Here is a 19,662-nt window from a genome sequence, read left to right on the forward strand (position 1 = left end):
GGGATGGAAAAATGCCGGCCGCAAATCTCCGCACTTTGCGGATGATCGGCCACTGCCGCCATCGGCCAGGCCGCGAAGCCGAGCCGCGTCAGGTTGAGCCAGAAGCGGTAGAAGGCACGGCCCGACTGCACAGGCGATTCCTCGCGCGGGCGGTGGAACAGCGCGATCGCCGCCGCCGACCGCGTCTTCGATCCTTCGCCCGTCAGCACCTTGCCCAATCCCAGCGCATCGATGGCGTCGAACAGGCGCGTTCCCAAAACCGCTCCGGCGCCGAATCCTTCCAGCGCGCCCATGCGTAGCGCGTCCAGATTGAGGCCGTCGGCGTCGTAGCGCGGATGCGAGCGCGCCAGCCGCATCCAGCCCACAAGCTCATTGCGAAAGGCGCGGTCGCGCAGAAACACCAGGCTGGCATCGTCGGCCAGCGCCGCCAGCATGGCGATGTCCTGAGGCGTGTGAGCAAGCGTCACATCTTCCGCTTCTCGCGCCCATGCCTGCAGCGCGATTGCGGCAGCCATCGCCGCCGGCTTGAAATGCGAACGCCAGGTGAAGCGGTTCGCGACATGGCCGTTCAACGGTGACGGCCGTGCCGCGCCGCCGGGAACGATCCGCGCCGCGAGCCGGTAGCCGGGAAAGGCGACCGTGTCGTTTGCCTGCCACAGATCCTCGGCGACGGCGACGCCGATGCCGGCGTCAGCAAGCGCCATAAGCGTGCCTTCGACAGCAGCGCCGCAGGAGATGCCCAGGTCGCGGGCCTGCGGGTCGCCGACCGACAGCTGCCGCGCCAGCTCGGCCATTACCAGGATCGAACCGTTCCCCGCCAGGTGCCAGCGCGCCGGCTGGGTGTTGTGCACCGAGGGCGCCAGGTTGGCCTTGGCGACGATGCGGGAAAGCAAGGTGTTGTCCATCCTACAAGGCCTTGGAAAAGAGATGCAGGCGGTGCAGCGGCCGCGCACCGCTCTTTTCGGCCTGGCGAAGCGAGGCCTTGTTGACATCGGCAATCCATGTGCCGCCGACCGTGCGGTAGCCGGCGCTGCGCATGGCGCCGAGTGCGTGCGCCAGCATCAGCGGATTGAGCCCCTTGCCTTGGTATTGCGGCATCACGCCCTGGAAAATGACGACGGCGCGTCGTCGCGCCATGCGGTATTTCAGATAGTGCCAGGGCGTCGACCAGCCGATCCGCGCTCCGGTCGCCTTCACCAAAGGGTTGAGGTCGGGGATGACGATGACGGCGCCGATCGCCCGCCCTTGATGATGCATGACGGTGGAGATGCGCGGGTCCATCACCCACTTCATCTCCTTGGCCTGGAAATCGAATTCCTCCTTCGTCACCGGCACGAACATCGGATTGTCGCGAAAGCTGTCGTTGAGAATGGTGCGCGCATCCTCCAGCCGCTCCGACAAAGTCGCTCGCGTCACCGGTGCGAAGCTGAAGCCTTGATCGGCCAGCGCCCGGCGCTGCTCCGGCGTCGTCAGTCGGCCGGCATCGAGCGTGGAGATGTCCTGCTCGAAGGTCGTCATCGGAAACGACCTTGCATAGCCGTTCGCCTCGAGCAGGCGCGGCAGGTGCGGCGGGCCCCATATCTGGTCGGTATAGGGATGGTGCTCGAAACCGTCCGTCATCACGCCTGCCTGCTGCATGGCGGTCAGGTTGAAATTGCCGATGATCTCGGAAAACCCGCGCTTTCGCGCCCATGCCTCGACAGCACCAAGCAGGGCAGCGGCAGAATCGGCATCGTCGGCGCAATCGAAATAGCCGAAATAGGCGCGGTTCAGCCGATGGAGCGTGTTCGAGGCACGATGCACATGGGCTGTGATCCGCCCGACCGGCCTGCCGTCGCGCATGGCGGCAAAGAAGCTGAAATCCTCATCGCTGGCGAAAAGCGGGTTGGTTTTGGCCGACAGGAACCGCTTGAGGTCGCTCAGCATCGGCGAGACGTGGGGCGTCCCGCCGCCATAGGCGTTGAAGGGCGCGCGAAAGAAGGCGGCCATGTCGCGTTCGACGATGGTGATCAACCCTTGGCCTCCCGCTGCGAGATCAGCATGGCCATGCGCTGCACGGCGCGCAGCTCCATCTCCACGCCCGGCGACGATGCCAGCGCCGGCATGTTGAGCGCCACCACGGTCAACGGCTCGAGCGTCGCCAGAAGCACATGCGTCGCCTCGTACTTCTCGAACAGCCAGGCGAGTTGCTCGCGCATATCCTGGTCGATCGGCGCTTCCGGCTGCAGATTGGCGAGCGTGAGCACGGGAACCTGCTCCAGCGCCCGGGCCAGCACCTTCAGGTCGAAATCGCCAAGGTCGGCGGCAGGCAGGATCAACGCGCCGTCGACCAGCATATGATGCTGCAGGCCACGCAGGAAGCGCGCCGAATCCGTGAGGTCCCCCTCCGCCATGTGCCGCAGCAGCGAGTCGCGGCGCTGTTCGGCGGTCAGGCTGACGCTGTCATTGTAGATGACGGCCAGCAGCGTCGCGGACAGCACGATCACGACGCCCTGCACGCTGCCGCGCCACCCGAGATCGTCGATGCCACCCAGAGCCATCCCGGCAAACACAGAGCTCAGCGCGATGACGGCGAAAGCGCCGATCGTGTCGCGATGGCCGAGGCTTGCGCGCCCGAGGCCGATCGTCAGCCAGCACAGGAACAGGATTGCGATGCCGCCGAGCCGCACCGGAACCTCGAACAGGCCCGGCCGGTAATCGGTGACCATGAACGGGATGATCAGGAGCAGCGACAGCGCCATGCGCTCGACCGTACGGTTCTCTGACGCCGAAAGACTGTCGCGATCGCGCATCATCACCAGCCAGCCGATCGCCAGGAAGCCGCCGAACTGGAAGAGCAGAAGCATTGCCATCCGCCATGGCTCGGCGAAGCGTTCTGGAGCGAAGGCCAGCAGGAAGAACAGCGCCGCACCCCCGGCGGCGAAGAATTTGAGCGCGAACGGCGCATGCCGGCGCAGCAATCCTTCGGTCAGCAGCAGCGCCGCCAGCGGCAGCAGCCCCGCCGCCACGATGGTTAGGAAGCGGAAGACGGCAAGGCCCGTGGTCCAGTCAAGGATGCGGCAGGCGAGCAGCACTGCGACCACTCTGAGACCGAACAGGAATCGCCGCGACAGCGGATCGCTCAAGTCGCGCCCGCCGACCACCGAGATCACGATCAGCAGGCCGACCAGAGCGGCCAGCGAGGTGATGGTGTCGGCGACAAGCGTGCCGTCGAAATTCATCGGTCGGCTGCCATCAGCTTGAGCATGAAACGGCGCACTATGGGCCGCATGAGTGCCGCGACAAGAGCATTGCGCGGCCGCTCGACGCGGCCCCTGTAAGGATTGAAGAACCAGCCGCGGCAGTCGGCGCCATGCGCATTGCCGAGGATGCCGGCCACAGCCTCATAGGCCATCAGCATGCCGGTGGTGACGACCATCGGCGCAAACGACATGCGGCTGCGCTTTCCCGCCGCGACCTCGCCGGCCATTGCGAGGTCGACATGATGGCGTGACGAGGAGTTGAGAACGACATATTCGGCCTCGCGCAGGAACGCGGTGGCGCGCTGCTCCGGCGTGAGCGCATCCCAGGCCGTCCCCGATGTCGGATATCCCAGCCGTTCCTCCGGCATCGGATCGCCGGGCCTGGTCACATAGACCGACGGCAGCGGCGAGGCATAGGCGTCGATGACGGTGCGGCCGAGGTCCCGTGCCGTGCGGTAGAGCAGCAGCGAGGCGCAGAGATCGTCGGTTCCGTTGACGACGATGGCGCTGTCGCGGATCGCCGATATGGCGTGCTCGGGCCAGTCCTTGCCGTAAACCACGATCTGCATCTGCGGGTTGATCGTCAGGCAGAGATCGCGCGTTGCCTCCGCCTTCAGCCGGCCGACGGTGTCCGTGAAGGCGAAGACCTGCCGGTTGAGGTTGGAGATGGCGAAGGTGTCGAGGTCGGCGATGATGAGCCGGCCGATGCCGATGCGCGCCAGCGCCATGATGCAGGCGCCACCCATGCCTCCGGTGCCGCAGACGAACACGGTCGCGTCACGCACCCTGGCCTGCTGGGCTTCGCTGACGAACCCGATGTTGCGGGTCGTGAACTCCTGATAGCTGAATCCTAGCGTGTCCATGGTCTCAACATGTTCCATTGGCGGCTGGAGTCGGCCCAGTGGACCACCGGCAGCACCAGCCGCTGCAGCGTGGCGGCGGCTCCCGCCAGGCCAAGGGCGGCAAGCGATCCGCGCGGAACGGCGTCGGCGAGATAGGTGCGCGCGGCCTGGAAATTCATCTGGCCGATCTGCAGCACATCGTCGCCCCGGCCGTAGTCGAGCTCCTTTTTGCAGAACTCGTTATAGGTCTCGTCGCGATGCCTGGCCGCGTCGTCGAACGACTTCTTCAGATCGTCGGAGCCACCGGTGTAGGCGTTGGTGATGATAAAGCGCTCTTCGTCGAAACCGGCCTCCGGACCGACACCGAAGACGTGGCGGTGACGCGCCATGATCTGCCGCGCCAGAAGGACATGGGTCAGCGAGCGCCGCGCGCCGGCATGCGGGCCGGGAAACACATTGGTGAAGGCTTCGGCGACCATCCCAACGACGGCAGGTACCTGGGTGACGTTGGAGATCCAGATCGGCCTGAGCTGATTGCGCAGGAACATCAGGAAGCAGGTCAGGCCGTAGAGGATCCAGCTCAGGCCGCGGCTGCGCTCATCCGGATCGACCATGACCAGGCCCAGATGCAGTACCTCATAGGGCTTGCCGGCGAGCGAGATCTCCATCAGCGCCAGCGCGTTGAAGGCGATCGGCCGCCCGTCGCCGCGCCTGTAGACGATGGTGATGATGGAATGTTCCAGGCGGCCGCGGTCGCCGGAAAAGACGCCATAGGTCAGGCTGCCGTCCTTCAGGGTCTTCGACGCAACCAGGCGCAGATCCTGGGTCAGCTGTTCCAGTTCGGCCGGCTTCATCCAGCGTCCGGGCCGCTCGACGACCCGCGTTTCATAGCCGTCCGACACGCGCATGCGCACGTCCATGAACCGACCCGGCAGCAGTTGCAGAACCGCACGTAGCAAGGCGTATCATCTCCTGGGACTGGAGCGCCCTGCAGTAGATGAATTCCCCTAAGATGCAGTAAAATCAGTATTGCTAATATTTAATCGGCCTTATCAATGTATAAAGAATGGCTACATTTGCCGTCCTGTCCGATTGGATTTCCTGGCAGACGGCTTGAGAGTCCAGGGCCGGCGCCATGAGGTTGCGAAAGCGCAACGAAGGCGTGCCCAGCCGACTGTATGACGAGGTCTCGCAACTCGGGGAGACTGCGTCATGAAGGAACCCGGTTCCATCAGTTCCGACATGATGGTCGACGAGATCATGAGGAAATGGCCGGCAACAGTGGCGGTGGTGCTGCGCTACAGGATGCTTTGCGTTGGCTGCCCTATTGGTACATTCCATACCGTGGCCGAGGCCTGCCGGGCGCATCAGGTCGACGAAGACCTCTTCATTCCTGACCTGGAATCGGCAGTCCGAGGACAAGGGTGAGGGTCAGTCCTTGCTCCTGTTCTCAGCGAGGACCACAAGGCGGTGCGCATCCCTGACCGTGACTTTCTGGCGGCCGCTGACGATTATTCCGATGTCTTCCCACTTGCTCAGCAGCCGGCTGACCGTGTGCAGTGTCGTGCCTGTCATCTCGGCGATGTCCTGCCTCGAGATCGGGAAGTCGATTTCGATCCCGCTGTCGGTCTTGCGGCCGGTCTGGTTCGCCAACCGCAACAAGGCATGCGCGACCCTTTGCTCGACCTGCTCCGTCGACATCTCCACCACCCGCGCCTGGGTTTCCTGGAGCCTGTTGCCAACCGTCCTGTAGGTGGTCGCCCCAAACGCAGGGAACCGCCGCGCCAACTCCGGCCAAAGCGCGTTGGGCCAGGCCAGCACGACGCAGTCCACCGCGGCAACTGCGCTGGCGGGATAGGTCGTCCGGCCGAGCGCCGCGGCAACGCCGAAAATCTCGCCTTCGCTGATGTATCGGGCGATGATCTGCTGTCCGTCCGGCGTGGTGCGGACGACGCGTATGTGCCCGGCGACCAGCACGAAAAAGGAATGCGCTTCGGTCTCCTGTTCGAAGATCGCCGCGTCCTTGGCAAAGCGGGACGACCGTGCGCTTCGCAGGATTTCGCTCTGCTCGTCGGGTGTCAGCCCCTGGAACAGCGGCAGTCGAGAAATCAGCGATCGGTCCAGTCCAGCCAAGCGGATCCCCCACGGCCCTCTTCGCATCAATCATGCGAGGACCTTTCTTATCGCGAGTTTGCGCAAGCGCAAGTTGTCCCCGGCCGCATCAGGCTAAATGGCATGGAACGGCGCGATGCCGCGAAGACGAAACAAAGGACAAAAAAGATGAAACTCTCCATCCTCGCCGCCGCAATCTCCCTCCTCGCGCTCGCCAGCGGCGCCAGCGCTGAAGAGCATGTGGTGCAGATGCTCAACAAGGGCGAAAAAGGCGCAATGGTTTTCCAGCCGGCCTTCGTCAAGGCCGCACCCGGAGACACCGTCAAGTTCGTGCCGACCGACAAGACGCACAACGCTGAATCGATCAAGGGCATGCTTCCGGATGGCGCCGAGCCTTTCAAGGGAAAGCCGAGCGAGGAAATCACCGCCACCCTGACGAAGGAGGGCGTCTACGGCGTCAAATGTGCGCCCCACTACGGTATGGGCATGGTCGCCCTGGTCGTTGTCGGCAAGCCGGTCAACCTCGATGCGGCCAAGGCGGTCAAGCACCCCGGCAAGGCAAAGACGGTGTTTGCCGACCTGTTCAGCCAGATCCCGGCCAACTGACCGCAATCGATACAGCCATGCCCGCCGGCATCCGCTGGCAGGCTGGGGCCGGACGGACCGAGGGCGGCGGTTCATCCGGCCCTTTTTCATTCGAGGATGCAAATCATGGGAATTCCACGCCTGCGGGCCTACACCGGGCCGGCGTTTCTTTCCTACGGATTCAGGCCCTTCTTCTTCCTGGGGTCGCTTTATGCCGTGTTGTCCATTCTGCTTTGGCTGCCGATCTATGCCGGCGAACTCGACGCCCACAGCGCGTTCGTTCCCGTCGACTGGCATGTCCACGAGATGCTGTTCGGCTATCTGCCGGCGATCGTCACCGGATTCCTGCTGACCGCGATCCCGAACTGGACCGGCCGGCTGCCTGTGCAAGGCTTGCCATTGCTGGCATTGGTTGTGCTGTGGATTGCCGGGCGCGCCGCTGTTTTCTTCTCGGCGGATATCGGTTGGCAAGCAGGCGCCCTGATCGACGGCGCGTTTCTGCTCGCGGTCACCGCGGCGGCGGCACGCGAAATTATCGCCGGACGCAACTGGCGCAACCTCAAGGTGCTGATCCCGCTCGCGGTCCTGGCTTGCGCCAACGGCGCGTTCCATATCGAGGCGCACAGCCTAGGCACATCGGACGTCAGCCGAAGGCTCGGCATGGCCGCGGCGATCATGCTGATCTCGCTCATCGGCGGACGGATCATTCCGAGCTTTACGCGCAATTGGCTCGTCCGCGAGAATCCCGGCAGGCTTCCCGCGCCGTTTGGCCGTTTTGACACGGCTTCGATCGCCATCTCGGCCTTTGCACTGGGAGCATGGACGTTCGCCCCGGAAAGCATTGTCTCCGCGCTGCTGCTGGCGGCCGCCGCAATTTTACAGGCGTGGCGTCTGTCGCGATGGGCCGGCGAGCGCACCGTGCGGGATCCGCTCGTGCTGATCCTTCATCTCGCCTATGCCTTTGTGCCTGTCGGCCTTGCCCTGGTCTCGGCATCGATCTTCTTCCCGGGCGCCGTGCCGGCGGCGGCGGGGCTGCATGCGCTCGGAACCGGTGCGGTCGGCTCGATGACACTGGCCGTGATGACCCGTGCAACGCTCGGGCATACCGGACGAGAACTCAAGGCTGGGAGAGGCGCCTCGTTTATCTTCATGGCCATCCTGCTCGCGGGATCGCTGAGAATCCTGGCCACTTTCGTTCCCTCCGGCGTGATGATCGACATTGCCGGCGCCGCCTGGGTGGCGGCATTTGCCGGCTTCCTGGTGGTCCATGGAACCGCGTTGATGACACCAAAGGCACGGTGAGGGGCACAGCCGCAGGGCGCGCGACGCCGGGTCGAAGACGTGGCTGGGCCGTTCAGACGATGCCCAGCCAGCCGAAGATCCGGTTCGCCCATCCCGCATGGTCCCGGATCAATCTGAAGCCCAGATTGTCGGGAGGCGTTCCGACGGCACAGCCTCCGCTCTTCCCGTCGCTGACGAAGTTCGACATGTAGGCCCGGTGACGCCCTTCGAGGACATGGACGCCGCAATTGTCGACCGAACTCGCAACACCAACTCCATCTGTCGCCAAGGTCGTGCGGACATAGCAGGTCGACGTCCACTCCCAGACATTGCCGGAGAAGTCCGCGAGGCCTCGGGAATTCACCCCGAAGGAGCCGCGGCTCCTGGGCAGGGGGTCCGGTTTGATGTTGAGCTCGACCTCGGCCTTGTAGCTGGTCAGCCAGCGCCTTGCGGGATTGTTGGCATCGTTTTCGACACCCTCGAACTCGCCTGCGAACCGCTCTGCGGCGGCAAAGGCCCATTCCTCGTCGGATGGCAACCGCCATTGGTCGCCGGTCGCTTTCGAATACCACCGGGCATACGCATCGGCGTCGAGATAGCTCACGCCGGTCACGGGAGAATCGCGCGGGATCGCGCGTGTTTCCTGGGGCGGCTGGCAGCTGCCGGCCGCGACACAGGCCGCATAGTCGGCAGCGCCGACTTGATAGATCATGATTTCGAGAGGCTTGCCGAGCTGTCGCTCGAGACGGGGATTGCCCTGTGGGCGTCCGCCCTTCAGGAACTCGCCGGGCAATGGATAGGTGATCGAACCGGGAAGCAAGCTGACCGTCTTGGCAACGGGGTAGGGCTGCCGATCTCCACCGTCTGCCTGTATCGAGAGGCCGATCGGCACAGCCGCCGCCACGGCGACCGACACGACTTTCAGAACGTAAAGCGACATGGCTTTTGTCCAAGCCCGAACAGCATCGCTGTCCGGGCGGTCTTTGGTATCGTCAGTTCACGGCGGCGATGGGTTTCGGTGCCTCGACCTGCGTCATCAGGTCGTCATTCCACTCGCCCTCGACCATGAAATGAGCGGTCGCTCCGAGTTCCACGGCCTCGATCAAATTGTGATTGACGTAGGCGTAGATGCCCGGCTGCAGGAAGGTGTAGAGCGCCGAGCCCGCCGAGCCGCCGCGAATGAACCAGGTTTCCAGATCCTTGGCCGGCGGATTGGCGAATTTGCCCTGTTCCCAGACATAATCGCCGTGACCACCGATCAGATGCGGCCGCGTATCGCGGTTGGCCTGCGAATGGACGATCAACACGGTCTCGCCGACTTTCGCCTTCATGGCGTTGTCGCCTGTCAGCGAACCGACCTTGCCGTTGAACACCACATGCGTCGGGATCAACCCCCGCATCACCTTGACGATGTCGTCGTAGCCGTCGCCGGCCGATTCATAGCTCTTGAAATCGCCCTTCTCGTCGCGCGGGATGTAGAAGTCGCTCTCGCCGATGTAGAAGATCTTGTCGTACTTTACCGGTTCGCCCTTGTCGTTCCTGAGGCCGTCGCGCGGCAGGACCATGATTGAGCCGCTCATGCCGGAGACGACATGCCACGGGATCATCGGACCGCCAGGCGCGCAGTGATAGACGAACGTTCCCGTCCGTGTCGCCTTGAAGCGCAAGGTCACCTGTTCGCCGGGGTTGATCAAGGTGAGGCCGCCGCCGCCGAGCGCACCGGTCGCTGCGTGGAAGTCGATGTTGTGGGCGAGGGAGTTGGTATCGGGATTGATAAGCGTCAGTTCGACATAGTCGTCCTGGTGCACGACCATCAGCGGACCAGGAATGGAGCCGTTATAGGTCATTGCATTGAGCTTCGTGCCGTCGGCGTCGATGACGACAGGCTTTTCCTCGATCGTCATGGTGAATTCGGCGATTTTCGGCCCGCCCTTGGCGACCTGATCATGCGGATGAACAAAAGGCGGTGCCACCAGCTCGATCTTTTCGCGGGCGAGTCCTCGAATGTCTGCCTTTGTTACCGTTGCCGAGAATGCCGGCAATGCCGTTACGGCGACAGCGCCAATCGCTGCTCCAAAAAGGGCTTCGCGTCGCGTGATCATGTCAGTTTCCTGTCTCTCAACCGTTTCGAATGATCAGAAGATATCCGACATGACGCAGCGTTTCTTTGCGCTGGCGCAAACTCAGGCGAAGTCTTGGCTTGGGGATAGTCTTGCCTATAACAATTCACCGTTTAACAGAACGGCGAATTGCTATCTCATTGTCTTGACGGAATTCTGGACGGAGAACCGTTCACACTTTTCCTGGAATCGCTCTAGGCGGCCTTTGTCGCCGCCACCCAGTTCAGCGATCAGGCTTGTCATCCCGGTCGATAAGGATGCGCTCGGCGGCTCCCTCGAGATCCTCGTATTGACCGCTCCTCAGGGCCCACAGGAAGCCCCCAAGTCCAAGCGCTCCGAGGAAGAGGGCCACGGGGATGAGGTAGGCAAGGGTCGTCACGACGTCTGTGCCAATTGGCCGGCACCAGAGCGCCTGTCCGGCCTGGCGGCTTGCGCCGGGGGATTTGCCGCAAAACTCTGCAGGCGCAGCGCATTTCCGATGACCAGCAGCGAAGAGGCGGACATGGCGATCGCCGCGATCAGCGGCGTGACGTGCCCCAGTATGGCGATCGGCACGGCGACGGCATTGTAGACGATTGCAATGACGATGTTCTGGCGGATCAAGCTTCCCGCCTTGCGCGAGACGTCCAGCGCGAGGGGCACTGCCAGAAGGCTTTCGCGCAGGAATACGAAATCCGCCGCGTTGCGGCCAATGTCGGCGGCCGTAGCCGGAGCGATCGAGACATGCGCCGCGCTCAACGCAGGCGTGTCGTTGAGGCCGTCGCCAACCATCAGAACCCTGTGTCCGTCCTTGGCCATGGTCTCGATGCGCTCGACCTTGCCGGACGGCAGCAGGGACGGAACGAAGTCGTCGATACCCAGCATTCCGGAGACTTTGCGGCAGGCGGCCGCGGTATCGCCCGACAGCATCTCCACCGACACCTTGGCGTCGTTCAATCGCTCGATCGCTGCCCTGGCGTCGGCACGCAGCACATCCTCGAAATAGAAGGTGGCGACAATGACCCCGTCTTTCGCCAGGACCGTTCCGCCATCGCCGTCCCTGACCTCGCCTCCGGTTCGCGCCTTCCATCCGGCCCATCCGCGTCGGCCAAGCCGCCAGGTGCTCCCGGCGGCATTGGCTTCGATGCCGAAGCCCGGATGCTCGCTGACGGTATCGAATCCGTTCTGCCCGCCCAGGCCGGCAAAGCCGGCAATGGCCTTTGAATAGGGGTGGCGCGAATGCGCCGCCATGGCTGCCGCGATTGCCAGCATGTCCGGATCGATGGAGGACGCATTGACGAGCCGGGGCTGTCCGAGTGTGAGCGTGCCGGTCTTGTCGAACACTGCCGCATCGATCGTTGCCAGGCGCTCCATGGCTGAACCGTCCTTCACCATGATGCCGTTCTCGAACAGGCGCCGCGCGGCGACCACCTGCACGATCGGCACGGCGAGGCCGAGCGCGCACGGGCATGTGATGATCAGGACGGCGATGGCGATCGTCATCGCCCGGTGCCAGTCGCCGGTTGCCGCCATCCAGCCAAGGAAAGTCACGAAAGCGGTGAGATGCACCACCGGAGCGTAGAGCGCCGAGACGCGGTCGGCGATCCGGCGATAGTGCGCCCGGCCGCCTTCGGCGGCCTCCATCAGCCGAACCATTTCCGCCAGGAACGAATCCTGGGCAGCCGCCGTCGCCTCTATCGTCAGCGGGCCGGTAAGGTTGAGGACGCCACCCTGCACGGTATCGTTCGGCGCTGCGTTCCTCGGCGTGCTCTCGCCCGAGACCAGGGAGCAGTCGAGATCCGATGTCCCCCGGATGATCTTGCCGTCGACGGGGATCCGTTCGCCGGCCGCGATGAGGAGTTGCATGCCCGGTTCGATCTCGCCAACCGGCAGGTAGTCGCGCGCGCCATCGCCGCGCAGCACCAGGGCACCCCGCGCGGCCAGCCGCGACAGGCCTTTCACGGCTGTGCGGGCACGCTCTCGCATGACGTGATCCAGCGTGCGGCCGATCAACAGGAAGAACAGCAGCGAGACCGACGCGTCGAAATAGGCGTGATCGCCATGGTTGATGGTCTCGTAAAGGCTCATGGCGTAGGCGAGCGAGACGCCGACCGCGATGGGCACGTCCATGTTCATGCGGCCGTGGCGCAGCGCATTCCAGGCGGAGCGGAAGAAGATGCCGCCGGCGAAGGCGAGCGCCGGGATGGCGATCAGCGCCGAGACCCAGTGGAACAGGTCGCGGGTCGCGCCTTCGGCGCCTGACCAGACCGAGACCGAAAGCAACATGATGTTGCCCGCCGCAAAGCCGGCGACAGCGACGGCACGGATCAGCTCCGAAAGCGTCTTGTCATTTTCGTCCACCTCGGGATCGAACAGATGCGCCGGGTAGCCGAGTCTCCCGAGCGCCGCCACAAACGGCGGAACCTCGTCGCCGCGCCATTTGACCGAGACCCGTTTGGTGGACAGGTTGACGCGAGCGTCCTCGACGCGATGAAGCTTTCCAAGCGCGGCCTCGATCGCCTGGATGCAGGCTGCGCAATGCACCGTCGGGACTGAAAGGTCGGTCTGGCGAAGATCGTTGCCGAGCGACCGGCTCGCCAGCTTGATCTCCTGGCTGGACGGTAGCATGGACGTGCCCCTGTCCAAATCCAGCGCCATTTCCGCGCCCGGTGCACAACAGCTCATTGAAGCGCCCCATGGGAGATGATGATCCTGCGCACGTCGCGGTACGGTTTCGCGAGACCGGCATCGGCGTCGACTTCGACGATCCAGACCCCGTCCCTCGGCATGTGTTGCGCGGCGAATTCCTGACCCGTGGCGAGGGCAAGGGTGACGGACTTGTCCTCGGACTCGTAGGCCGGATGGCGAAACAGCACCTTGACCCCATGCAAGGGGACAGGCTTGCCGGCGGCGTCGGTCAGGCTGTAGCGGACCTCACCCGATGCGATGGTCAGTTTTCCCGCCCAGCCGAGGGCTGCCTGCGCGCGTCCTTCTTCGGCCTTCTTGTTGAATTGCTGGCTTGCCACATAGGTGTTTTCGACGACAAGGCCGGTCCAGCTGGTGTTGGCAAGCGTCGCCATCGTCAGATTGACCGCTATGACCACGCCGAAAAAGGCAAGGATGATGGCCAACATGTGCTTGCCGGTGAATTCGCGGGGCTTTTGCGCCTTGGCGGTCATCTGGCGATCTCCGGTGCGTTGAAGGTGGCGGTGTACTCGTCCGCCTCGAAACTCGCTCTGTCCTCGACGCGGAACTTGAAGGTCTGCGCCGTACCCTGGATCTGACCGGCCGGCTGGCGCACGAAGATCTTCAGCATCTTCAGCCGGTCGGGTTCGACCGAAATCGGGACGGAACGACCGACGGGCAGGTCGACGCCAACGAGGCTCATCTCGGCGCCCGGCAAGCCTTGCATGGTGACGATGATCGTCCTTGGCTCGGGGATCATGTTGAGCAGCTTGACGGTGTAACCGTTGCGGATCGAGCCGTCGGACAGCGTGACGAACTGCGGATTGCGGTCATGCAGCACGTTGACTTCGAGCCGGTCGCGCGTCAGCAGCGAATAGAGCAGGCCCACGCCGATCAGCGACCACACGGCCATGTAGACGTAAGTGCGTGGCCGGAAGATCTTGCGGATATGGAAATGGGCCAGCTTGTCGGTGAACGTGCCATCCGCCTTCCTGACCAGCGACGGATTGACGGAACTGGAACCGCCCGAAGTCGCCAGCATCATGTTGGCGTTGTAGTCGGAGAGCGTCGCGTAGGAGATCAGCCCGCGCTCCCTGCCGAGCTTGTCCATGACGCCGTCGCAGGCGTCGATGCACAGCGCGCAGGTGATGCATTCGAGCTGCTGGCCATCGCGAATGTCGATACCCATCGGACAAACCGCGACGCAGGCGTTGCAGTCGACGCAGTCGCCAACGGGCTGACCCGTGGCAACGACCTTCTTGGCGTGACGCGAGCGCGGTTCGCCGCGCCAGTCATTGTAGGTGACGGTGAGGGAATTCTCGTCGAGCATGGCCGCCTGGATGCGCGGCCATGGGCACATGTAGGTGCAGACCTGCTCGCGCATCAGCCCGCCGAACGTATAGGTCGTCGCCGTAAGCACGGCGACGGTGATGTAGGCGACGGGCGCCGCGGTGCCGGTGAAGAGTTCGCGGGCCAGCGTCGGCGCATCGGCGAAATAGAAGATCCAGGCGCCGCCGGTCGCTGCGCCAATGACCAGCCAGGTTGCGTGTTTCGATACCCGCAGCAGGAGCTTGCGGACGGTCCAGGGCCCGGCATCGAGCTTCATGCGCGCGTTGCGATCGCCCTCGATGGCGCGCTCGACGACGAGAAACAGATCGACCCAGACGGTCTGCGGGCATGTGTAGCCGCACCAGGCACGCCCGACAGTCGAGGTGATCAGGAAAAGACCGACGCCGGCCATGACCAGCAGGCCGGCCACATAGTAGAACTCCTGCGGCCATATCTCGATGAAGAAGAAGTAGAAGCGCCGGTTGGCGAGATCGAGCAGCACCGCCTGGTCAGGGGCAAACGGCCCCCGGTCCCACCGCAACCACGGCGTCAGGTAGTAGATGCCCAGCGTGATGGCCATCACCAGCCACTTGAAGCGGCGAAAGTTGCCCGAGGCGCGTTTCGGGAAGATCTTCTTGCGTGCCGCGTAAAGTGGCTGACGGGTCTTGGCGGAGTTGACCGCCTCGGCCTCGAGCCGTTCTACCTGCGTATTGTCCAGCACATGCGTCTCCATTCGCACAGGCGGCATTTATCCATGCTCGGGCTACCGGCCTGGGCAAGTCATGCCGCGGGGCAAGGTCAGGCGCGTTGATGCAAGTCAAACCGGGTCGACGCAGCGAAAAAGTCGAGGCCCGGACAGGCCGGGCCTCGTCGCGTTGGCGGTGAAGGGCAAAGAGCCCCCCGTTCCTATTCCCCACCGCCAAGCGAATGGACGTAGACCGCCAGCTCCTTGACCTTGGTTTCGCCCAGGCGCGCGACCCAGGCGGGCATGACGCCCATTTTCGGTGCGCGGACCTGCGCGGCTATTGCCGCTTCACCCGATCCGTAGAGCCAGATCGCGTCGGTCAGATCGGGGCCTCCGAGCTCCTTGTTGCCTTTTGCATTGTCGCCGTGACAGGCCACGCAATTTTCCGCGAACACCTTGGCGCCAGGTTCGATCAGACTTGCATCCGCGACCTTTCCCGACAGGCTGGCGACGTAGGCGCTGACCTGTGCGATCTGGTCGTTGGTGATGATGTCGCCAAAGGCCGGCATTTCCGACAGGCGCGTGTCGGGATCGGACGCGAAGCGGATGCCGTGCGTGATCGTCTGCTGGATCTGCTCGGCCTTGCCGCCCCACAGCCAGTCGTCGTCATTGAGGTTGGGAAAGCCTTTGGAGCCCTGGGCGCCGGAGCCGTGGCACTGTATGCAGTTGACCTTGAATGCAGCGCCGCCGGCGGCGACTGCGAATTCGCGCAATGTATCGTCCGCGGCAATCTCCGAGACAGTCTTCGATTCCACCGCGCTGACATATATGCCCTTGGCCGTTTCAGCCGCAGCCAGCTCGCCCTTGACCTCGTTGCGGCTGGAGTAACCGAGCACGCCCCTGGTCGCCGAGTGCAGCATAGGCCATGCCGGATAGGCGATGGTGTAGCCGATCGCCCAGACGATGGTGGCGTAGAACGTTATGACCCACCAGCGCGGAAGCGGATTGTTCAGTTCCCGAATGCCATCCCATTCGTGGCCGGTGGTCGAGACGCCGGAGATTTCATCGATGTGCTCGTCACTCATGATAAGTCGTCCTCAAGGGGAATCCGGGCGGCTTCGTCGGCCAGTTTGCGGCTGCCGGGGCGGAGGGCAAAGGCAACTGCCCCAACAAAGAAAAGCGCCATCGCGACCAAGCCCCAGCTGTCGGCAAATTCGCGCATCAAATTGTAGTCCATGGATAAGCTCCTCAGCGGTAGCCGGCGGCGTCGTCGTAGGTCTTGAAATCGACCAGCGTGCCGAGCATCTGGAGATAGGCGACGAGGGCATCCATTTCGGTGACCTGTTGCGGGTTGCCGTCGAAGTCGCCGATCTTGGCTTTGGGATAGCGGGCTTCGAGGCCGGACGTGTCGCCGTTGGGATCGGCCTGCGCCATCAGATCGGCATTCGCGTGAGCGACCATGTCATCACTATAGGGGACGCCGACACGCCTGTTGGCGACCAGATGCGTCGAGAAGTCCTTCACGTCGATCGGCGTATCCTTCAGGAAGGCGTAGCTCGGCATGATCGATTCCGGCACCACCGAGCGAGGCGCGCTGAGATGCTGCACGTGCCATTCGTTCGAGTAGCGGTCGCCGACCCGGGCGAGGTCCGGTCCGGTACGCTTCGATCCCCACTGGAAGGGGTGATCGTACATCGACTCGGCCGCCAGGCTGTAGTGGCCGTAGCGCTCGACCTCGTCGCGGAACGGCCTGATCATCTGGCTGTGGCAGAGGTAGCAGCCCTCGCGCACATAGACGTTGCGCCCGGCAAGTTCGAGCGGCGAGTAGGGGCGCATGCCCTCCACCTTCTCGATCGTGTTGTCGAGATAGAACAGCGGTGCGATCTCGACGATGCCGCCGACTGTCACGACGAGGAGGGAGCCAACGAGAAGAAGCGTGGCGTTCTTCTCGATAATTGCGTGTCTGTCCATCAAGCCCATTTTCGGCTCCTTATTCGGCAGGCTGGAGGGAGGGCAGTGAGCCCGGCATCGGTTGCTCCTCGCGCTGATGGCCGAGGATGGTCATGGCGATGTTCCAGGCCATGATCAGGGTGCCGGAGAGGTACATGGCCCCGCCGATGGCGCGCATGACATAGTAGGGGTGCATGGCGGCGACGGTTTCGGCGAAGGAATAGACCAGGAAGCCCTGTTCGTCGTACTCGCGCCACATCAGGCCCTGCATGATGCCGGACACCCACATCACCGCCGCGTAGACGACGATCCCGAGCGTTGCCAGCCAGAAGTGCCAGGTGACGAGCCTGAGCGAATAGAGCCGGTCACGGTTCCAGAGCTTCGGCACCATGTAGTAGATCGCGCCGAACGAGATCATGCCGACCCAGCCGAGCGCACCGGAGTGCACGTGACCGATCGTCCAGTCGGTATAGTGCGACAGCGAGTTGACCGTCTTGATCGACATCATCGGGCCCTCGAAGGTCGACATGCCGTAGAAGGCGATGGCCATCACCATCATGCGGATGATCGGATCGGTGCGGAGCTTGTCCCAGGCGCCCGACAGCGTCATCAGGCCGTTGATCATGCCGCCCCAGGACGGCATCCACAGCATGATCGAGAACACCATGCCCAGCGTCTGCGCCCAATCGGGGAGGGCCGTGTAATGGAGATGGTGCGGACCCGCCCAGATGTAGAGAAAGATCAGCGCCCAGAAGTGGATGATCGACAACCGATAGGAATAGATCGGCCGGTTCGCCTGCTTGGGCACGAAGTAATACATCATGCCGAGGAAGCCGGCGGTGAGGAAGAAGCCAACGGCATTGTGGCCGTACCACCACTGCGTCAGCGCGTCCTGGACGCCGGAAAAGGCGGAGTAGCTCTTGGAGCCAAGCAGGGAGGCCGGCATCGACAGATTGTTGACCACATGCAGCATCGCGATGGTCACGATGAACGAGAGGTAGAACCAGTTGGCGACGTAGATATGCGGTTCCTTGCGCTTCAGGATCGTGCCGAGGAACAGGATGAGATAGGCGACCCAGACGATGGTCAGCCAGATGTCCACATACCATTCGGGCTCTGCGTATTCGCGGCTTTCGGTGATGCCGAGCAGATAGCCGGTCGCGGCCATGACGATGAAGAGCTGATAGCCCCAGAACACGAACCAGGCGAGATCGCCGCCGAAGAGCCGGGCGCGGCAAGTGCGCTGCACGACATACAAGGACGTGCAAAGCAGCGCATTGCCACCGAAAGCGAAGACAACACCGGAGGTGTGCAGCGGCCGCAATCGGCCGAAATTGAACCATGGCTGGATATTGAGATCCGGATAGGCAAGCTGCAGCGCGATGAGCACGCCGACAAGCATGCCGACCACACCCCAGAATATCGTGGCGATGGCGCCGTAGCGGATTGGACCATCCATGTAAGCGGATGGGTCGATCGGCGCTGCCGCTTGGAAATTCGTGTTGCGGATCAGGATGGTGACAAAGCCGAGCAACACAAGAAACAGCACCCACATATGCTGCCGGAAGGGCTCGTCCACACCGAAGCCGGCGGCCACAAGGGCCGCAAAGGTGAATAGCCCCAACGCGACGATTGGTGTGCCGAATTTCATGAGATGCCCCCGACTTGGATTCCGACGCGCAAACGCCAGTTCGCGTGGAGACAAATTCAGCAGCCGGCTCATCGCCGCCTTGATCTAGATCAAGGCCACAGGTTTTTGGATTGGGCCGCGTCAATCTCGCACATGTGGCTCTCGTCAGGGTCCGGGTTGCCCAGCCTGATGGCTACTGTTCCTTCGACCGGGAATTCGCCTTCGGCGTGGCCCCGAAGGCGCGCCGGAAAGCATGCCCGAACGCACTCTGCGACGTGTAGCCGATCCTGCTCGCTATGCCGGCGACGCTCCCGTCACCGCGCGTCAGCGCCGCACGGGCAAGCGTCAGGCGCCAGGCGCGGACATAGGTGAGGGGCGGTTGTCCGACGCGGCGGGTGAACTCGGCGGAAAATCCGGCGCGCGACATTCCTGCCAGGCCGGCAAGTCCCGCCACCGTCCAGGGTCGAGCGACATCGTCGTGGATGGCACGAAGCGCCCGGCCGATCCGGGCGTCGGCAAGCGCGCCCAGCCAGCCGATGTCGGTCGCCTCGACGCGGCCAGCATAAGCGCGGATGGCCTCAACCAGCAATACGTCGGCAAGCCGGGCGCCGACGATCTCGCTGCCGATCATGTCCCGCTCGAACTCGCTCCCCATGAGGGCAAGGATCGTCGCGACCGCATCGGATGCCGGCGAGGATCGCGGGACGATCATGAATGTTGGCAACATGTCGAGCAGGAAGTCGGCGCTCCCGGCGCTGAACGTGACTGTCCCCCCTATCCCGATCACATCATCGCCTCCGGCGTGAGCGATGTCGCAGCCCGCCGCATAGAGGGACTGCCCGTCGACAGGGATCTCGCCGGGGTGGCTTGCCACGGCATAGGCGGTACGCCCGAGCAGGCACACGTCCCCCTCGCACATAAGGCGCGGCGCGCATCCCGGCAGCAGCATCCACTGGCTGCCGCGCAGCAGGGCCACGAATTTAAGCCGGTCGACGGCCGGAAAGGCGAAGGCCCATCGTCCTGCCGCCTCCATCCTGGTGCGCCGCGTGACCCGCGCGCCGAGAACGCCGAGCACATCGGACAGCGGGTCGATTGGACTCTTGGACGATCGCGACAAATCCATGGACAATGAGACATAGACCATCTTTGAACGCCTGCCTATCTCCATGCCAAAGGAGATTGCTGATGGGTATCGAAGGCAAGGTTGTCGCCATCACTGGCG

General features: G+C 63.6%; 20 protein-coding genes. 3 read left to right on the forward strand and 17 right to left on the reverse strand.

Annotated elements, in window-relative coordinates; genetic code table 11:
* The 5 genes from WC739_RS16915 to WC739_RS16935 form a co-directional block, all read right to left on the reverse strand.
* The coding region (locus tag WC739_RS16915) for a hypothetical protein (protein ID WP_372954173.1) at positions 1-905 on the reverse strand (905 nt) is incomplete at its 3' end.
* A gap of 1 nt (position 906) precedes the next feature.
* The gene (locus WC739_RS16920; RefSeq protein WP_372954174.1) at positions 907-2,013 is read right to left on the reverse strand and encodes an N-acetyltransferase family protein; all 1,107 of its coding nucleotides are present in this window, start codon (positions 2,011-2,013) and stop codon (positions 907-909) included.
* On the reverse strand, positions 2,010-3,221 hold the full coding sequence (locus WC739_RS16925; protein WP_372954175.1) for a hypothetical protein: 1,212 nt from the start codon (positions 3,219-3,221) through the stop codon (positions 2,010-2,012). The genes WC739_RS16920 and WC739_RS16925 overlap by 4 nt, the downstream gene beginning before the upstream one ends.
* The gene (locus WC739_RS16930) at positions 3,218-4,105 is read right to left on the reverse strand and encodes a ThiF family adenylyltransferase (protein WP_372954176.1); all 888 of its coding nucleotides are present in this window, start codon (positions 4,103-4,105) and stop codon (positions 3,218-3,220) included. Before WC739_RS16930 ends, WC739_RS16925 begins: the two co-directional genes overlap by 4 nt.
* Positions 4,093-5,043 carry a hypothetical protein gene (locus WC739_RS16935; protein WP_372954177.1) on the reverse strand — a complete coding sequence of 317 codons (951 nt, stop codon included), beginning with the start codon at positions 5,041-5,043 and terminating at the stop codon, positions 4,093-4,095. The genes WC739_RS16930 and WC739_RS16935 overlap by 13 nt, the downstream gene beginning before the upstream one ends.
* Positions 5,044-5,296: 253 nt before the next feature.
* Between WC739_RS16935 and WC739_RS16940 the strand changes: the two genes are divergently transcribed.
* Entirely contained in the window at positions 5,297-5,512 is a 216-nt protein-coding gene (locus WC739_RS16940) for a DUF1858 domain-containing protein (protein WP_372954178.1), read from the forward strand.
* 3 nt (positions 5,513-5,515) lie between these two features.
* On the opposite strand, the gene WC739_RS16945 is transcribed toward WC739_RS16940, so the two are convergent.
* Positions 5,516-6,217: a Crp/Fnr family transcriptional regulator gene (locus tag WC739_RS16945; protein ID WP_372954179.1), complete on the reverse strand. Its 702-nt coding sequence runs from the start codon at positions 6,215-6,217 to the stop codon at positions 5,516-5,518.
* A gap of 147 nt (positions 6,218-6,364) precedes the next feature.
* Between WC739_RS16945 and WC739_RS16950 the strand changes: the two genes are divergently transcribed.
* Both WC739_RS16950 and WC739_RS16955 read left to right on the forward strand, forming a co-directional pair.
* Complete coding sequence (locus WC739_RS16950; RefSeq protein ID WP_372954180.1) at positions 6,365-6,802, forward strand: pseudoazurin; 438 nt, start codon at positions 6,365-6,367, stop codon at positions 6,800-6,802.
* 105 nt (positions 6,803-6,907) lie between these two features.
* Positions 6,908-8,083, forward strand: a complete 1,176-nt coding sequence (locus WC739_RS16955; RefSeq protein ID WP_372954181.1) for an NnrS family protein — start codon at positions 6,908-6,910, stop codon at positions 8,081-8,083.
* Between the two features lie 52 nt (positions 8,084-8,135).
* Here WC739_RS16955 and WC739_RS16960 read toward each other — a convergent pair whose 3' ends face one another.
* The 11 genes from WC739_RS16960 to WC739_RS17010 all read right to left on the reverse strand — a co-directional run bounded on the left by WC739_RS16960 (position 8,136) and on the right by WC739_RS17010 (position 19,584).
* Positions 8,136-9,002: an SUMF1/EgtB/PvdO family nonheme iron enzyme gene (locus WC739_RS16960; RefSeq protein WP_372954182.1), complete on the reverse strand. Its 867-nt coding sequence runs from the start codon at positions 9,000-9,002 to the stop codon at positions 8,136-8,138.
* Positions 9,003-9,054: 52 nt separating this feature from the next.
* Positions 9,055-10,164, reverse strand: a complete 1,110-nt coding sequence (gene nirK, locus WC739_RS16965) for a copper-containing nitrite reductase (RefSeq protein WP_372954183.1) — start codon at positions 10,162-10,164, stop codon at positions 9,055-9,057.
* A 241-nt stretch (positions 10,165-10,405) separates the two neighbouring features.
* The gene (gene ccoS / locus WC739_RS16970) at positions 10,406-10,561 is read right to left on the reverse strand and encodes a cbb3-type cytochrome oxidase assembly protein CcoS (protein WP_372954184.1); all 156 of its coding nucleotides are present in this window, start codon (positions 10,559-10,561) and stop codon (positions 10,406-10,408) included.
* Complete coding sequence (locus WC739_RS16975) at positions 10,558-12,846, reverse strand: cation-translocating P-type ATPase (RefSeq protein WP_372954185.1); 2,289 nt, start codon at positions 12,844-12,846, stop codon at positions 10,558-10,560. The genes ccoS and WC739_RS16975 overlap by 4 nt, the downstream gene beginning before the upstream one ends.
* The gene (locus WC739_RS16980) at positions 12,843-13,340 is read right to left on the reverse strand and encodes a FixH family protein (RefSeq protein WP_372954186.1); all 498 of its coding nucleotides are present in this window, start codon (positions 13,338-13,340) and stop codon (positions 12,843-12,845) included. The genes WC739_RS16975 and WC739_RS16980 overlap by 4 nt, the downstream gene beginning before the upstream one ends.
* Positions 13,337-14,908: a cytochrome c oxidase accessory protein CcoG gene (ccoG, locus tag WC739_RS16985; protein ID WP_372954191.1), complete on the reverse strand. Its 1,572-nt coding sequence runs from the start codon at positions 14,906-14,908 to the stop codon at positions 13,337-13,339. Before ccoG ends, WC739_RS16980 begins: the two co-directional genes overlap by 4 nt.
* A 173-nt stretch (positions 14,909-15,081) precedes the next feature.
* Positions 15,082-15,945 (reverse strand): cytochrome-c oxidase, cbb3-type subunit III, encoded by an 864-nt coding sequence (gene ccoP, locus WC739_RS16990; protein WP_372954187.1) that lies wholly within the window; start codon positions 15,943-15,945, stop codon positions 15,082-15,084.
* Positions 15,942-16,097: a cbb3-type cytochrome c oxidase subunit 3 gene (locus WC739_RS16995; RefSeq protein ID WP_224663518.1), complete on the reverse strand. Its 156-nt coding sequence runs from the start codon at positions 16,095-16,097 to the stop codon at positions 15,942-15,944. The genes ccoP and WC739_RS16995 overlap by 4 nt, the downstream gene beginning before the upstream one ends.
* A gap of 11 nt (positions 16,098-16,108) precedes the next feature.
* Positions 16,109-16,840, reverse strand: coding sequence for a cytochrome-c oxidase, cbb3-type subunit II (gene ccoO, locus WC739_RS17000; protein WP_372954188.1), 732 nt, complete (start codon positions 16,838-16,840; stop codon positions 16,109-16,111).
* Positions 16,841-16,850: 10 nt separating this feature from the next.
* A complete protein-coding gene (gene ccoN / locus WC739_RS17005; protein WP_372954189.1) occupies positions 16,851-18,461 on the reverse strand; it encodes a cytochrome-c oxidase, cbb3-type subunit I in 1,611 nt (536 codons plus the stop codon).
* A 172-nt stretch (positions 18,462-18,633) separates the two neighbouring features.
* On the reverse strand, positions 18,634-19,584 hold the full coding sequence (locus tag WC739_RS17010) for an AraC family transcriptional regulator (protein WP_372954190.1): 951 nt from the start codon (positions 19,582-19,584) through the stop codon (positions 18,634-18,636).
* Between the last annotated feature and the right edge of the window lie 78 nt (positions 19,585-19,662).

Source organism: Mesorhizobium sp., assembly GCF_041661565.1.
GTDB lineage: Bacteria > Pseudomonadota > Alphaproteobacteria > Rhizobiales > Rhizobiaceae > Mesorhizobium.